Origin of the sequence: Chryseobacterium sediminis, from assembly GCF_008386505.1 — a bacterium.
GTDB classification, from domain to species: domain Bacteria; phylum Bacteroidota; class Bacteroidia; order Flavobacteriales; family Weeksellaceae; genus Chryseobacterium; species Chryseobacterium sediminis.
The window spans coordinates 839187-853082 of sequence record NZ_VUNZ01000001.1 but is presented as its reverse complement, the minus strand read 5'-3'; the positions used below and the strand labels follow the sequence as shown (position 1 = coordinate 853082).

Annotated in this window: 16 protein-coding genes; 5 read left to right on the top strand and 11 right to left on the bottom strand. The window is 35.6% G+C overall.

Going from position 1 to position 13896, the window contains the following annotated elements; translation table 11 throughout:
* Nucleotides 1–18: 18 nt before the first annotated feature.
* Both FW780_RS03975 and FW780_RS03970 read left to right on the top strand, forming a co-directional pair.
* Complete coding sequence (locus tag FW780_RS03975) at nucleotides 19–1158, top strand: hypothetical protein (protein ID WP_149832313.1); 1140 nt, start codon at nucleotides 19–21, stop codon at nucleotides 1156–1158.
* 98 nt (nucleotides 1159–1256) lie between these two features.
* The gene (locus tag FW780_RS03970; protein ID WP_241676836.1) at nucleotides 1257–2432 is read left to right on the top strand and encodes an aminotransferase class V-fold PLP-dependent enzyme; all 1176 of its coding nucleotides are present in this window, start codon (nucleotides 1257–1259) and stop codon (nucleotides 2430–2432) included.
* A 52-nt stretch (nucleotides 2433–2484) separates the two neighbouring features.
* Here FW780_RS03970 and blaIND read toward each other — a convergent pair whose 3' ends face one another.
* Both blaIND and FW780_RS03960 read right to left on the bottom strand, forming a co-directional pair.
* Nucleotides 2485–3213 carry an IND family subclass B1 metallo-beta-lactamase gene (gene blaIND / locus FW780_RS03965; protein WP_149832311.1) on the bottom strand — a complete coding sequence of 243 codons (729 nt, stop codon included), beginning with the start codon at nucleotides 3211–3213 and terminating at the stop codon, nucleotides 2485–2487.
* A gap of 249 nt (nucleotides 3214–3462) precedes the next feature.
* The gene (locus FW780_RS03960; RefSeq protein ID WP_149832310.1) at nucleotides 3463–4116 is read right to left on the bottom strand and encodes a metal-dependent transcriptional regulator; all 654 of its coding nucleotides are present in this window, start codon (nucleotides 4114–4116) and stop codon (nucleotides 3463–3465) included.
* 85 nt (nucleotides 4117–4201) lie between these two features.
* Between FW780_RS03960 and FW780_RS03955 the strand changes: the two genes are divergently transcribed.
* The gene (locus FW780_RS03955; protein ID WP_149832309.1) at nucleotides 4202–5233 is read left to right on the top strand and encodes a threonine aldolase family protein; all 1032 of its coding nucleotides are present in this window, start codon (nucleotides 4202–4204) and stop codon (nucleotides 5231–5233) included.
* A 174-nt stretch (nucleotides 5234–5407) separates the two neighbouring features.
* Here FW780_RS03955 and FW780_RS03950 read toward each other — a convergent pair whose 3' ends face one another.
* Nucleotides 5408–5911, bottom strand: coding sequence for a hypothetical protein (locus FW780_RS03950; RefSeq protein WP_149832308.1), 504 nt, complete (start codon nucleotides 5909–5911; stop codon nucleotides 5408–5410).
* Between the two features lie 276 nt (nucleotides 5912–6187).
* Here FW780_RS03950 and FW780_RS03945 point away from each other — a divergent pair, with 276 nt between their 5' ends.
* Nucleotides 6188–7147 carry a hypothetical protein gene (locus FW780_RS03945; RefSeq protein ID WP_149832307.1) on the top strand — a complete coding sequence of 320 codons (960 nt, stop codon included), beginning with the start codon at nucleotides 6188–6190 and terminating at the stop codon, nucleotides 7145–7147.
* Nucleotides 7148–7154: 7 nt separating this feature from the next.
* On the opposite strand, the gene FW780_RS03940 is transcribed toward FW780_RS03945, so the two are convergent.
* The 8 genes from FW780_RS03940 to FW780_RS03905 form a co-directional block, all read right to left on the bottom strand.
* Nucleotides 7155–7709, bottom strand: a complete 555-nt coding sequence (locus tag FW780_RS03940) for a DUF4256 domain-containing protein (protein WP_149832306.1) — start codon at nucleotides 7707–7709, stop codon at nucleotides 7155–7157.
* Nucleotides 7710–7852: 143 nt separating this feature from the next.
* Nucleotides 7853–8251 carry a DoxX family protein gene (locus FW780_RS03935; RefSeq protein ID WP_149832305.1) on the bottom strand — a complete coding sequence of 133 codons (399 nt, stop codon included), beginning with the start codon at nucleotides 8249–8251 and terminating at the stop codon, nucleotides 7853–7855.
* 16 nt (nucleotides 8252–8267) lie between these two features.
* On the bottom strand, nucleotides 8268–8846 hold the full coding sequence (locus FW780_RS03930) for a YdeI/OmpD-associated family protein (protein ID WP_149832304.1): 579 nt from the start codon (nucleotides 8844–8846) through the stop codon (nucleotides 8268–8270).
* Nucleotides 8847–8964: 118 nt separating this feature from the next.
* Nucleotides 8965–9429, bottom strand: a complete 465-nt coding sequence (locus FW780_RS03925) for an SRPBCC family protein (protein ID WP_149832303.1) — start codon at nucleotides 9427–9429, stop codon at nucleotides 8965–8967.
* A gap of 168 nt (nucleotides 9430–9597) precedes the next feature.
* Complete coding sequence (locus tag FW780_RS03920; protein WP_149832302.1) at nucleotides 9598–9924, bottom strand: ArsR/SmtB family transcription factor; 327 nt, start codon at nucleotides 9922–9924, stop codon at nucleotides 9598–9600.
* A 155-nt stretch (nucleotides 9925–10079) separates the two neighbouring features.
* A complete protein-coding gene (locus FW780_RS03915; protein ID WP_149832301.1) occupies nucleotides 10080–10844 on the bottom strand; it encodes an O-methyltransferase in 765 nt (254 codons plus the stop codon).
* A 728-nt stretch (nucleotides 10845–11572) separates the two neighbouring features.
* Nucleotides 11573–12046: a DUF6265 family protein gene (locus tag FW780_RS03910; protein ID WP_149832300.1), complete on the bottom strand. Its 474-nt coding sequence runs from the start codon at nucleotides 12044–12046 to the stop codon at nucleotides 11573–11575.
* Between the two features lie 66 nt (nucleotides 12047–12112).
* On the bottom strand, nucleotides 12113–12925 hold the full coding sequence (locus tag FW780_RS03905; RefSeq protein ID WP_149832299.1) for a helix-turn-helix domain-containing protein: 813 nt from the start codon (nucleotides 12923–12925) through the stop codon (nucleotides 12113–12115).
* Nucleotides 12926–13075: 150 nt separating this feature from the next.
* Between FW780_RS03905 and FW780_RS03900 the strand changes: the two genes are divergently transcribed.
* Nucleotides 13076–13858 carry a YdcF family protein gene (locus FW780_RS03900; RefSeq protein WP_149832298.1) on the top strand — a complete coding sequence of 261 codons (783 nt, stop codon included), beginning with the start codon at nucleotides 13076–13078 and terminating at the stop codon, nucleotides 13856–13858.
* The last annotated feature ends 38 nt before the right edge of the window (nucleotides 13859–13896 follow it).

Sequence of the window (13896 nt, the reverse complement as noted above, 5' to 3'; positions counted from 1 at the left end):
AATTAAAAAGTATTAAACATGATACAGCCAATAAAACATTTTGCAATCAATTGGGTGGATGGGATGAAGGTTTCCCAGAGACACCTTAATGATCAGGATAATTTCTTAATTGATACCATCAGAGATTCCAATTCCCTTGGAATTACTACATATAACTACGGACTTCTGCCTATTTCCAATGAATTTACAGACCGTACCATTTTTGATGTTCACAACACAGCAACCAATGATGTACAGCTTGTTATCAAGCGTTGCAGCGCTGTAACAATGGCAGGGTACCGTATTGAACTGACAGACAGAAGAATCAGTGTAAAGTCTTTGGCAAAATCTATGAACGAAGAGCAGGCAGACGGAGAATATTATATCTTAATCTCTGTAAACCCTTTTGATAAAGTTCCTTTCGGAGATATTGACCCTGAAGAAATTCCGCCACGTCACCCAAGCGCACAGCCCAACCACCATATTGAACTGCTTCCTGTAACTTCTTTGAACAGCAGCTATTCCGGAGGTAATTATCTTATTATTGGGAAAGTAGATTTAAAAGGGAATATCGCTCAGGTAGATTCCAACTTTATTCCGCCTTGTACTTCTGTGCAAAGTCATCCGGCTTTGGTGGATTATTACAGCAGTTATGCAAAATCTATCGGGAATCTTCAGCAATATGCTTTTAAAATTATTCAGAAGACCTCCCATAAAAACCAGAATACAGCTTTAGCACAAAACGTTAAGTTCCTGTGCAGCACAATGGTGAATACTTTTGGAGATATGTATTTCCAGTTCAGAAATATTACTCCTTGGCAGCCACCTGTATTTTTGATTGAGTCTTTTGCAAGATTAGCTCTTCATTTATATAATTCAACCCAGCTTCTTGTTCCTGCTGAATTGGAAGAAATGCTGAATTATAGTCTGGAATGGAGTGAGATTGCTCCTCATACTTTATTAAACCAGCTTTCTATTGTTGCAGAAACGAATTATGATCATCATAACTGTGGAGAACCGTTGCTTTACATCCAACAGATGCTGAAAAGTCTTGAGACAATTTTCTCTAAACTAAGCGAACTTGATTATATCGGTCAGAGAAAAGAAAACATCATTGTTAACGAGCAGGAGGTTTCTACCAATACAAATCCTAAAAGAGGCTGGAGTGTTTTAGATTAAATCACTTTAAAAAATAGAATCCCGGATTTAAATTCGGGATTTTTTATGTGGATATGCAGAAAAAATTAAAAGTAAATTTACTTTAAGGATTGATAAAAATGAATTTAGAGCTCATTAGACAGGAGACCCCGGGATGTTCGGATAAGATATTTTTAAACAGTGCAGGGGCATCATTAATGCCTAAGAGCGTTGTAGATGCTACAGTTAAATTTTTATATGAAGAACAGGAGTTTGGAGGCTATACGGCTGCGGTACGAAACTCAGCTCATATAAGCCAGTTTTATGAAGAGACTGCGAAACTGATTAATGCAAAACCTTCCAATATTGCATTTGTAAGCAGCTCAACAGATGGTTATGCAAAAGCATTGTCCAGTATTTCTTTTAAAGAAGGAGACTGTATTATTACTACCAACGATGATTATATATCCAATCAGATTGCTTTTATTTCCCTGAAGAAAAGGTATCATATTGAAATCATCAGAGTTGCCAATCTGCCTGACTACGAACTTGATCTTGAAGATTTTGAGAATTTAATCAAAAAGCATAATCCTAAATTAATTGCTGTCACTCACATTCCTACGAATTCCGGCCTAATTCAAAATGTAGAAAGAGTGGGGAACTTATGTAAACAGTATAATGTTCTTTATCTTGTGGATGCATGTCAGTCTGTAGGACAGATTGTGGTGGATGTTGAAAAAATTAATTGTGACTTTTTGACGGCAACCGGAAGGAAATTTATGAGAGGACCAAGGGGAACAGGCTTTTTGTATGTTTCTGATAAGGCCTTAAATGAGAATATGTATCCTTTGTTTTTAGATAGCTTTGGGGCAAAATGGACTTCTTTTGATGATTTTAAACTTAATGATACTGCTAAAAGGTTTGAACTTTTTGAAAGGTCATACGCTGCTCTGTTAGGATTTACAGAGGCTTTGCGCTATGCCAATATGATTGGAATAGATCAAATTGAGAATTATAATCGTGCGTTGGCAGATACCTTAAGGACCAGTTTGCAGAAGAATGGCTTCAGAGTTTTGGATAAGGGAAACAGATTAAGCAGTATTATTACTTTTTGCCAGGCAGACGGAGGGGTTGAAAAGGTTCATCAAATACTGACTGAGAACAATGTGTTTTTTAAGGAAAATAAAAAAGGAGATGCATTAATTGATTTTACATCTAAAAATGTAGATCATGCGATCCGGTTATCACCTCATTATTTCAATACATTAGAGGAAATAGAAAGCGTATCACAACTCTTAGAAAATATTAATCATTAAAATGATGGCTTTAAAATTAGAGAGCCCAGGCATTTGCCAGGGCTCTTTGATTTTATTTTTTATTCAGAAGATCAAGAGTATGCTCTACATGTCCGCCGCCTTTCCATTCATCGTGGCCGGGAATCACAAGAGTAGCCTGTGAATATTTGGTTTTCAGTTTTGTCATGGTTTGTGGCCATTGTGCAACATTGGCTTCTCCTGTGTAGCCGAGATCAACTGCTGATTTGCTTTTCACAAGACATCCTCCATCCAGGATTTTATATTTTGGGAACCATACCACTACATTATCGGCTGTATGTCCTTCACCCAAAAAGTCTACCACAAATTCTTCTCCGCCAATACGGTAAGGTTTCCCTGTTTTGATGATTTCTGTAGAAGTCGCTTTTCCGTCTTTCTTCAACAGTTCATTGGTTTTTGCTGTTGCATAAGTTTTAATTCCTTTGTTGTTATAAAAGCTTAAATCTCCGGCTCTGTCTTCATGCGAGTGGGTGGCAAATACTGCAATAACAGGAAGGTTATGACGTTTTTGAATAGTGTCCATCAAGCTTTGATATTGGGTTTTCTGCCATGGCACATCAAATAGGACCACGCCTTTTTTTGTAACAAGATAAACAGCATTGGTAGAATATTCTTTTCCTCCAAATACTCCGAAAGTTTTGTAAATATAAAAATTGGGTTTAATCTGAGGTTCAATCACAAAATCCCTTACCTCAGTAGTCTGAGCATTTGTAAATGGACTTAATAACATCGAAATAATAAAAAACGGAATGCTTTTTTTCATAATTTTTTTTTGGTAATAATTAATTATTTGTATTTGTCGGAAAGACAAAGTCTGTAGAATGTTTTGCAAACCTAATTAAAAATTAATTTTCAGGTATTTTATGAAAGAGAGTTTAACCGTTTTTTAACAGTTACAGGAATAGAAACACACTGTTTTTTAAGATTTCAAAAAACTTATTTAAAGTGATGTCGCGGGAATAAAAAACCTCACAGACTTTACAATCTGTGAGGCTTATTTTTATCGTTAAGATTATTTCTTAACCAATATTTTTTCAGTCGCTTTTTTGCTTAAAATTTCTGTTTTACCATCAATTTCTATGGTCATTGATTTGTCAAAACTTTCCACTTTAACGACTTTTACTTTGGTGTTGAGAAGAAGCTTTCGATCGTTGAGATAGGTTAAGAAAGCATCGTCAGATAAAGTGACAGAAGCAAAAGTAACATTTTCACCAGGTTCACAATTGCTGAGTTTCTGCAGATCCTGGGAAATAATATTTCCGTCTTTATCAGGAATAGGCTCTCCATGGGGATCAAATTTAGGATAATCCAGAATTTCATCCATTTTATCAAAGAAAATTTGAGAATGTACATGCTCTAGCTGTTCCGCAATCTCATGAACGTTTTCCCAGCCAAAATTCATTTTTTTAACCAGAAACATTTCGGTAAGTCTGTGTTTTCGGACTACCAGCGCAGCTTCACGTCTTCCGCTTTCTGTGACGATTAAAGGTTTGTAGGTTTCATAAATGACCCACTTTTTCTCTGCAAACTTTTTCATCATATTATTGACACTCGGCATTTTTACATTCAAAAATTTACTGAGTTCATTAATCGTAACCTTTCCTTCATTGTCAACTAAATGAAACAAAGCTTTCAGGTAATTCTCTTCTGTTAGGGTTGTTTTCAAAATGTTAGATGATTTTCAATACAAATCTAACAAAATAAAATGAAAAGTTTACTCTTGTTATTTTAACTTTTTTTACTTTTACTCTATGAAATTTTCATTCAAAAACGACTATTCTGAAGGGTGCCACCCCAATATTTTACAGGCTCTTTTACAGCATAATCTTGATCAGCAGGCCGGATATGGAGAAGATGAGTATTCATTAAAAGCAAAAACACTAATTAAAGAAAAAATCAACAATCAGAGTTCTGAAGTTTTTTTGGTTTCAGGAGGAACGCAGGCTAACTTAATTGTTATTTCAGCCATCTTAAAACCTTATCAATGTGTGATCTCTGCCGCTCCCGGCCACATTCTGAATAATGAAACAGGAGCTATTGAAGCCACAGGCCATAAAGTATTAAGTATTGAAACTGAGGATGGAAAATTGAAACCGTCAGACATCATTCCTGTTTTAGAAGGTCATAGCAATGTGCCTCATCAGGTGATGCCTAAGCTGGTGTATATATCCAATTCTACAGAGCTGGGAACCATTTATCAGGCAAAAGAACTGGAAGAGCTTTCAGCATTTTGTAAGCAAAATAAACTATACCTGTTTATGGATGGAGCAAGGTTGGGACATGGGCTGACATCAGAAATCAGTGATCTTACTCTGGAAAAAGTAGCCCGTCTGACGGATGTTTTTTACCTTGGAGGAACCAAAAACGGAGCGCTGATAGGAGAGGCTATTGTCATTAATAATCCGGTTCTTCAGGAGGATTTTGCATTTAATATCAAACAGAAAGGAGCTTTATTGGCTAAAGGAAGATTGTTGGGAATACAGTTTATGGAACTGATGAAAGATAATCTGTATTTTGATCTGGCGAAGCATGCCAATCAGCAGGCTATGAAAATTAAGAGTGCATTGCAGAAAAAAGGAGCGGCCTTTCTTTCAGATACCTATACCAATCAAATTTTTCCTATTCTGAGTAATGATCTTATTGAGATTCTGTCTGAAAAATTTGAATTCTATGTTTGGAAAAAAGTAGATGATAATTTTTCGGCCATTCGCCTTATTACTTCCTGGAATACGGGTGATGAAGCTGTGAACCGCTTTATTGAGATTATAGAAACAGAATTATAGTTATAAAAAGTTGTCTCAAAAATATCATTCTGAATACAGGCTAAAGGTCTGCGAACGTAGTTCTGAAATGTAGTGAAGAATCTCATATTCTTGTTTTAAATAAGATTCTTCCTTCGTCAGAATGACAAAAGCCTATTATTTTGACTTTTGAGACAACTTTTTATTGATAATATATTATTTTTTTAAGGCTTCACTTACTACTTTACAGTCTGCAGTGCTTAGCTTCTGTCCGTCTTTATAGCTGATTTTTTTCTCGTCAGCATATTTAGACTGTCCGTCTTCCTCTTTATGATCTCCAATTCCTTCTGTCAAAGTATTGTCTTTCTGGATGAAGTAAATATCTCTTTTGCTTTTTTTACCTTCTGAAGCAAATTCGTAAGTCAGTTTCAGGGTATCTCCGGATTTGAAACCGGTTATATCTCCTTTTGAGCTGTCTTTTTCACTGTTTTTATAAGATAATTTTCCGGTGATTGTTCCTAAATTGTCATCAATAGAAGCAAAAACACTGTCTTTTCCTGTTACCCCGATATAGCAGAACGATTTTGGCCCAAGAGTATCTATTACAGGTTCTTCAACAGCGATGGTATCTGCAGCTGCTTTGGGAGCCGGAGCTTCAGTTTTCTTATTACAATTGATTAAAAAAGCTGATACAGCACCCAATAAGATTAATTTTTTCATATCCTTAATTGTTAAATCAAATTTCTATTCTGCTAAAATAACAATAGTATTTGTATATTAAAAATAGGATATAAAGAGATAATCATTTTATGATGAAAATTAGTGTTTTTTAAAAGAGGTTTTAAGAAAAAATGCTAATTAAAATATGAGTTGATATGTTTAATTGATTTTTATTTTTCTATCACAGTACTCAGTTCCTGTAACCTTGTAATCCTGATCTTTAGTTATTAAACAGATTTAGGCACGAAAAATGATCTACCTTGCGAAATGATTGTAATGAAAAAAATTACCAAAGCGCTGGGATTGGGATTACTTATGCTTGGTTTGCATTGGATGTCGGGACAGACTCCTCAGAATTATATTTATACATCTTCGGGAGACCTTAAGAACATAGAAAAAATGATCACTCGTGAGGATATTGGAGGGGTACAGATTGTTTACAACTGGAGAGCTTTGGAAATTTCAAAAGGTGTGTATGATTTTTCTGGTATTGAAAAAGATCTGGAATATTTAACTTCTTTGCATAAAAAATTATTTATTCAGCTTCAGGACAGGTTTTTTGAGCCACAGGCCAGGTATGTTCCTGATTATCTGTTGAATGATAAAGAGTATACAGGAGGATTGGTTCCTCAATATGATAACCCTGGTGAGAATAAACCTGTTGGAAGCGGATGGGTTACCCAGCAATGGAATTCTGCTGTCCGGGAGAGATTTCAAAAGCTTATAGGAGCGCTGGCACAGAAGTTTGACGGCAAAATTCAAGGGATTAATCTTCCTGAAACATCAATAGATATAGAAATGAGAGCAGATAAAACAGGTTTTAGCTGTGACCGCTATTTTCAGGCCGAATTAGAAAATCTGAAGTTTGCGAGAAATGCTTTCCATCAATCCAATGTTTTGCAGTATGTCAATTTTTTTCCTTGTGAATGGGATAATGATCATCAATACATGTCCAGATTATTTGATTTTGCCTATAAAAATAATATAGGGCTGGGAGGACCGGATATTGTTCCGAATAAAAAAGGCCAGATGAAAAACTCATATCCCTTTTTTAATCAATATAAAGGAAAGCTGCCTTTAGTTGCCATGGCGGTTCAGGAGCCGACTCTTACGTACAAAAATCCGAAAACTAAAAAACCTTTTACCAAAGAAGAGTTTGTAGAATATGCTGAAAACTATCTTGGGGTAAAAATTATCTTCTGGAGTGTGGAATCTCCCTGGTTGAGAGATTCCTGATGTATTCTTATATTTTTAGTATTCCTCTGAATCCTCTTGCTGCATAATAAGAATCTGCACCATTGTGATAAGTGAATACGGTGTTGTATCGTCTGTCACAGAAAAGAGCGCCTCCAAGTTCTCTTACCTGTGATGGAGTTTTTATCCAGCTGGATGTCTTTTGATCGAACTTTCCAAGTTCCTGAAGGTTACGGTATTGTTCTTCTGTTAAAAGTTCAATACCGATTTCTTTAGCTTTGTCGATGACGTTACTTTCCGGTTTGTTGGCTTTTCGGGCATCCCAGGCCTGATAATCATAGCAAAGGCTTCTTCGTTTCGGGCTTTCCGGAGAACAGTCAACGAAAGAATATTCATCTGTCTTTTTGTTGTAATCTACAATATCGGGTTCACCTTCTGTAGTTTCCATTTCGTATAGAGACCATATTTTTTCAGGGTTTGCTTCCAGTTTTTGCTGGATTTTTTCCCATTTCAGGTCTTTATGGCGGGGCATATTTTTTTCAAAACGGGCTTTTAGTGTTTTTAAAAGTTCGTTGATTTGTTCTTGTGTCAGTTTCTTTTTCATATCAAGTTTTGTTTTATTATTGATTGAATTGGTTTATACTGTTGGATAATCGCAAAGGCTCAAGTTTTACAAATAAGAGTTTTTTTTATGCGCAAGGCTTTTATCTGCGATAAAATTTCTTTCTTTTTTAATCTTAAAAATGATTAGTCAATAATAGTGATTTTTCTGTCTGCAGGTCTGAAATACCAGGAAATAATAACCAGCATCAATAATAATACTGCCGGAAAAGTTCTTCCTGCCATATCGCCTACGATCAGATGGGAAATAACAGCTCCGGACATTACAAAGAAAAATCCTGCATAAGCCCATTCTTTTAAAAGCAGGCGTTTGGGGATTAATATGGCAATTACTCCCAATATTTTCCATATTCCGATGATGGTCATCAGGTAAGAAGGATAACCTAAATTGGTGAAATTGAGCAGCTCATCTTTACTTTTCATCAGCTGTACAATTGCGGTGGAAACCATTCCCAGTGCCATCCAAAGGGTAAAAATCCAATAGATGATCTTTGTTCTTTTTTGTGATTGTTGTGGTGTGTTCATGATATGTTTTTTATAGTTAGTCGTTTAATCCTATTCCGTCCATGATTTGTGGAATGCATTTTTCAATGCGGGCTTCACGGGTTTTGGACTGTTTTGCAGAAGAAAAGTGGAGTAGGTAAGCTCTTTGTCTTCCGGGAGTTAATGCCTTAAAAGCTTCTTGCAGTGCCGGATCCTGATCCAGTTTATTCTGAAACTCTTCGGCCATTTCAAACTCTTTTGTTTTCTTCATTTTAACTTTAGCACCTGATTCTTCAATTTCAACGGCTTCAAACATATAATTCCGAAGAACATCTTCCAAGTCATTGATTTGATCTGCATCTGTAAAACGAACCTGTCTTGCTGCCTGTACATTTTTGGATTGCTGGATCAGAATCTGGTCCGGATCTTTCATCAAAGCTCCTTTAAAGAAAAGGAGGGCGCAATATTCCTTAAAACCGTGGATAAGGAAAATATTTTTTCCTTCGTAAGTATAACACGGGCATCCCCATTTTAAATCTTCTACAAGTTCGGTGCTTAGGGCAATTGTTCTTAATTTTTCAAATTCTTTGTGCCATTGCTGGCTTTCATTAAAGAAAAAATTGACTTTTGGATTCATGGTGTTTTATGTTTGAGGGTTTGAGAGTATTAGAGTGGGAGAGTTGGGGTGGAGTATAAATCTCGAAACTCGCATCCCGTATATTTCGATGTACGCATTTCCTATCACCTATTATCTGCTACCTGTTACCTAATAATTCCTGTAAACGGTTATGCGCCATATTGATTCCCTGTGCGAATGGCATTTTCAGATGCTGGTCTCTGAAGTCTACAGATTTATAGATCGTCTGGATGGTAATTTTGCTGGTGGTATCCGTGATTTTTTCAAATTCTAAAAACTCAGTCTGAACAGGAAAAGGAGTGTTTTCCATCTGAAAAGTTCTTATAATTTTTTCATTTTGAACAATGTCATGAATAGTTCCATTGGCACTGAAAACTACATCTCCTTGTGGATTTAACGTTTCAAATCGGTAACTTCCGTGTTGTTTGTTTTCAAATTTTGTCACTTTGGTGCCCATCCATTGTTCAAAAAGCTCTGCTTCTGTATAGGCTTTGAAAAGAAGTTCTACCGGAAGATCAAATTCTCTGGTGATGAAAATTTCCTGTTTTCCGTCTTCGGCGTGGATTTTTGTTTTAAGTTCCATGATGTTGGTGGTTTTCTTGGGTTTGAGAGTATTAGAGTGGGAGGGTTTTGGGTTTGATGCGTGTTACGGGTTATTGAGATTTGAGTTATTTTGTGTGTGAGGATTTTGAGATGGTAAGCTGCAAATCATTTATCCTGCACATCCCGAAACCGTACCCCGAATCTCGCATCACGCATTTTTATTCTGATAGGCTTTCATTACACTTTCCAGCTTATTGAACTTTTCGTCCCACATTTTGCGGAAGGGTTCTATAAAATCGGCTATTTCTTTCATTTTATTGGGATTTAGGTGATAGATTATTTCTCGGCCGTTTTGTTCGGATCTTAGCAGTTCACATTCTGTAAGGATCTGGAGATGCTTTGAAACGGTAGGTCTCGCCGTATCAAAATTGGAGGCAATGGCTCCCGCTGTCATCGACTGTGCCGCCACCAACATCAATATAGATCGTCTTGTAGGATCTGCTATCGCCTGAAATACATCTCTTCTTAAATTCATCGTGTAGTTATTTAGCTACGCAAGTTTTTTTTGAAAAAAATGGTATTTAACTAAAAAACCTTTTATAATAATTATTACAAAAGGCTTTAATTAGAAGAGTTTTTATTTTAGGAAGCAAAGAATGGACAAGTGAACTTGCCCGATGAAGCGGAAGATTATTGTTTTACAAAAACTCCGATATATTTTCCATTGTATTCTACAACAAGAGTACTGATATTCATTCTGTTGCAAAAATCCTGATACGCGGAATTGTCGCCAATATCATCACTGATAAATACTGCGCCAGGTCTCAGTCTTTTATAAATCTTATGATAAGCCCACATTCTTCCGTGGTAACTTTTATCGGAATCATAATGAAAAACATCAAAAGAAGAAACTTTTTTCAAAATTTTCGGTAAAGATTCTCTGTCTGCAAAACGGAATAGCTTCCAATATTTTTTAAGGTTTTCAGGAACAACACATCCTACATATTGATCACCATCCTGAGCAAGATAAGGCATATCTGAGCTATAGAGCGTACCATTTCTTTTTTGAAGCGAAAGCAATATGGCTAAGGAAGACCATCCATAAGCCACTCCTGTTTCAAGAACGTTTTGTGCTTTGGTAAATTCACAGGCATAATAAATAAGCTCCAGTGCGCCAGCACCACCCATTGTAATGGGGCATTCTTTTTCTTTTACACGGGCTTTTTCCAGGATATCAGCATAAGTAGATCTGAAATGATCTGTATCTATAGAGAAAAGTCTAGAGATTACCTCTTTTTGTGAAACTGCTACGGATGCAGCCCAGAAATTTGCTTTTGCTTTTCCCTTAAACGGACTTCTTCTGCTTACCGTATTTTTAATGATTTTTCTGCCCAGTTCAGGATAAAGAGCAGGTCTTTTAAGATAAGCTACAAATGTTTTGAGAACTGTTGACATTTCGGTATTATGTTAAATTGTACAAGACAAATGTATTTTTTTTAAATCCATATTATATTGAGATAATGTTAATTTTGATATTAAATCTTTTAACAATATTATTTATTAATAGGATATCTTATTTTAATTTAAAATATAGTTTTAAAATAAGGATCGGCTTTCGAGAGATAAGTTTAGGAAGCTAACGGGTTAGCAAGTTCTCTTGCCTGATGAAGGGTAGTGAAAAGTTTCGGCGCCAGAGGCGCCGAATATATAATGCTATGATAATAGAATTGTAGGGGAAAAATAATCATCTATCTAAGAAAAGTAGAGTATTTCTTTCCTTACTTGCCGGATGATTTTTTTGAAAATATTGAACAGGTTCAATATCAATCTTTATTTTTTGTCTTAAGGATTTCTTTTCCTTGTTTGATGTTACAACTGTTTCCTGAGATTTGAGGAAGAGCTTTTGTTTTTCTCTTTACAAAAATGTCTGTCCAAAAATATATGGAGTACGGTCATAAAAACGGCGATACTTTTCTGCTTTTTCACTAGGGTAGGTATTTATCTTTTTCATTAGCACACTAAAAAGTGTGTTGTTTGATGAGTGCAAATGTATAAATAATTGTATAAACAGAAAGATAAATTAAGCGAAAAATTTTAATAATTTTTTAATTTTTTTGTTGCGGTCAATACATTGTATATCCGTATGAAAATGCAAAACCTGCTATGACAAGCAGAATAAAGAGTTATTGTATCTTCTTCATAGGAAATGCCTGTCTGGCCATTTTTCCGTTCATAATTCCGGAGATTTCTGCAAACAAAGAATCTTTGCCCACTTTTTTATAAGTGATGGTTTGAGGAAAATCATGCTGAAGGTTTTCAAAGACAAGTAAAGCAGGATCTTTTATTGCTTTAGAAGCAAAATCTACAGGCTGTTCATGGTTATGATTTTTTACAGAAACAATATAATGCAGCTTTTTCTCTTTTTCTACCAGACGAACAGATTCTAAAAAGAGAGTGTCTTTTTGTTTCAGGTAGTAGCTTTTTCCCTGAAATTCTGTATGGCTTTTTCGTGTCCAGGTTTCATAGAGATTTCCTTTTGAGGTTTTGGTTTCCCAGGTTCCGAGAAGCCATTCTATTTTTTTAGTTTCACTTTGTTGTTGTGCCCAGCTGCCTGCGATGGATAGACCGATCATTGCAAGTATTAATGTTGTTTTCATTGCCCAATTGTTTGATTTGAGCAAAGTTCAGGATAAGAAGCGTTTTAAAATTGTAAAAATGCGACATCAGGAAATTTTTCCGTAAAACAGGAGAGACATCTGCAGCGTATCTCCGTAGAATTCTTTGGGTGTAAATCCTGTAAATTCTTTGAAGTCTTTGATAAAATGGGCCTGATCATAATATTCAGATTCGTGGGCGAGTGCTGTAAGGCTGGTGTATTCTTTATTGAGAAGATGCTTGAGTGTCGTCTGAAGCCGTATGGTTTTTGAAAGCTGTTTCGGACTCAATCCAATAACGGATGAAAATTTGCGTTCCAGTTGTCTTCTGTTGATATTTGTTTGCCTGGAAAGTTCGTTTACGGATATTTTTCCATCAACATTTAAAAGCAGATCAATGGTAGACTGTACAATTCTGTCGATGGTTTCTCTGTTCAGTCTTTTCAATAAAAAGGTTTCTACAATATGTATCTTTTCTTCTGTGGTAGGGGCTTGCAACACGTTTTTTTCCAACTCAGTTCCGTGTATTCCGAAGAGTTTTTCCAGTGGAATAGCCTGATTATCCATTTCTTTAATAGGAATGGCAGCAAAAGGAATAAAGCCATCATGATGAAAACGGACAGAGAAAATACCGGTAATGCCTGTCGGTTCTATTTTTAACGGCTCAGTGAGTTGTCCGAAAACACAGCTCCTGGGTTGCAGAACTGCTTTCCCGTTAATATATTGCTTGTAAAGATCACCATAATGGAAAATCATTTCCATACAGCCATCCGGAATAATGGTTTGTACCTGAGGAATGGCTTCCATGGGATTGTCCAGCGTCCAATAGCATTTTATTATAGAAGCCAGATCGGGCTGTGGCTGAAAGGTTTGATAATCCATTGTACTTTACATTCTGATTTTATAAAAGTATTAAATAAAAAAGAAATTATTTCAAATAAACCTTTGAAAGTGCATTGAGAAAGGCAGTCCTCAGGAAAATGGCTACCTTTGTATCTGATGTTTTCTATACATTAATCAATATTATCATAGATGAAATTTTTACTGGACATTTTATTTCGTGTTTTACAGCTATTTACGGAACCTTATTTCTTATTATTTCTTGCAGTAGCTATAATAGCTTTGCTGAAAAGAAAAAATAAGCGTAAAAAACTTAGAATAGGAATTGGTATATCGGTCGTTTTAATCATCATCTTTATAGGAAATGGCTTCCTAGGGAAACTAATCTCCGGATATCTGCAGAATAATTACCTCAAGACTTCTGAAATGAATAAAGCGGTTACTCAGAAACCTGTTATTGTTGTATTGGGTGGTGGAGTTGTAGATATTAACAATATTGAAAAACTGCATACGATGTCTTATTCCAGAATTGTTACGGCCTATCAATTGTATCATGAATTTCAGGAAAAAAATATGCCCTGTAAAATAATAATTTCCGGAAAGGGAAGAGGGCATACAAGCGAAGCAGAATTATTCAGTGAAAACTTTAAAAAAATGGGGGTGTCAGATTCCGATATCATCAAGGAAGATAAAAGCATGAATACGTATCAGAATGCAAAATTCTCAAGTCCGATTGTAAAAAAGATGGCTCCTACAAATGTTTATTTGGTTACTTCGGGCTTTCATATGAAAAGATCTGTTGCTTTGTTTCAGATATTTGGATTAAAACCTATTCCGCAGGCATCAGATCTTATAGATTCAGAAATCACTTTTTTTCCTAACAGCTATAATGCTGCGTTTACTTTTGTTATGCTTAAAGAGGTCGTGGGGATATGGCAGGTAAAGATATACAACAGTTTAGGGATTAATAAATAATAAGTTTAAATAAAAAAGCCTCTCAAAATATTATTTCT

Bases quoted from the DNA above. Each gene is read 5' to 3' on its own strand.
- FW780_RS03975 (WP_149832313.1), top strand. From the start codon at position 19: ATGATACAGCCAATAAAACATTTTGCAATCAATTGGGTGGATGGGATG.
- FW780_RS03970 (WP_241676836.1), top strand. From the start codon at position 1,257: ATGAATTTAGAGCTCATTAGACAGGAGACCCCGGGATGTTCGGATAAG.
- blaIND (WP_149832311.1), bottom strand. From the start codon at position 3,213: ATGAAAAAAAGCATTCCGTTTTTTATTATTTCGATGTTATTAAGTCCA.
- FW780_RS03955 (WP_149832309.1), top strand. From the start codon at position 4,202: ATGAAATTTTCATTCAAAAACGACTATTCTGAAGGGTGCCACCCCAAT.
- FW780_RS03950 (WP_149832308.1), bottom strand. From the start codon at position 5,911: ATGAAAAAATTAATCTTATTGGGTGCTGTATCAGCTTTTTTAATCAAT.
- FW780_RS03945 (WP_149832307.1), top strand. From the start codon at position 6,188: ATGAAAAAAATTACCAAAGCGCTGGGATTGGGATTACTTATGCTTGGT.
- FW780_RS03940 (WP_149832306.1), bottom strand. From the start codon at position 7,709: ATGAAAAAGAAACTGACACAAGAACAAATCAACGAACTTTTAAAAACA.
- FW780_RS03935 (WP_149832305.1), bottom strand. From the start codon at position 8,251: ATGAACACACCACAACAATCACAAAAAAGAACAAAGATCATCTATTGG.
- FW780_RS03930 (WP_149832304.1), bottom strand. From the start codon at position 8,846: ATGAATCCAAAAGTCAATTTTTTCTTTAATGAAAGCCAGCAATGGCAC.
- FW780_RS03925 (WP_149832303.1), bottom strand. From the start codon at position 9,429: ATGGAACTTAAAACAAAAATCCACGCCGAAGACGGAAAACAGGAAATT.
- FW780_RS03920 (WP_149832302.1), bottom strand. From the start codon at position 9,924: ATGAATTTAAGAAGAGATGTATTTCAGGCGATAGCAGATCCTACAAGA.
- FW780_RS03915 (WP_149832301.1), bottom strand. From the start codon at position 10,844: ATGTCAACAGTTCTCAAAACATTTGTAGCTTATCTTAAAAGACCTGCT.
- FW780_RS03910 (WP_149832300.1), bottom strand. From the start codon at position 12,046: ATGAAAACAACATTAATACTTGCAATGATCGGTCTATCCATCGCAGGC.
- FW780_RS03905 (WP_149832299.1), bottom strand. From the start codon at position 12,925: ATGGATTATCAAACCTTTCAGCCACAGCCCGATCTGGCTTCTATAATA.
- FW780_RS03900 (WP_149832298.1), top strand. From the start codon at position 13,076: ATGAAATTTTTACTGGACATTTTATTTCGTGTTTTACAGCTATTTACG.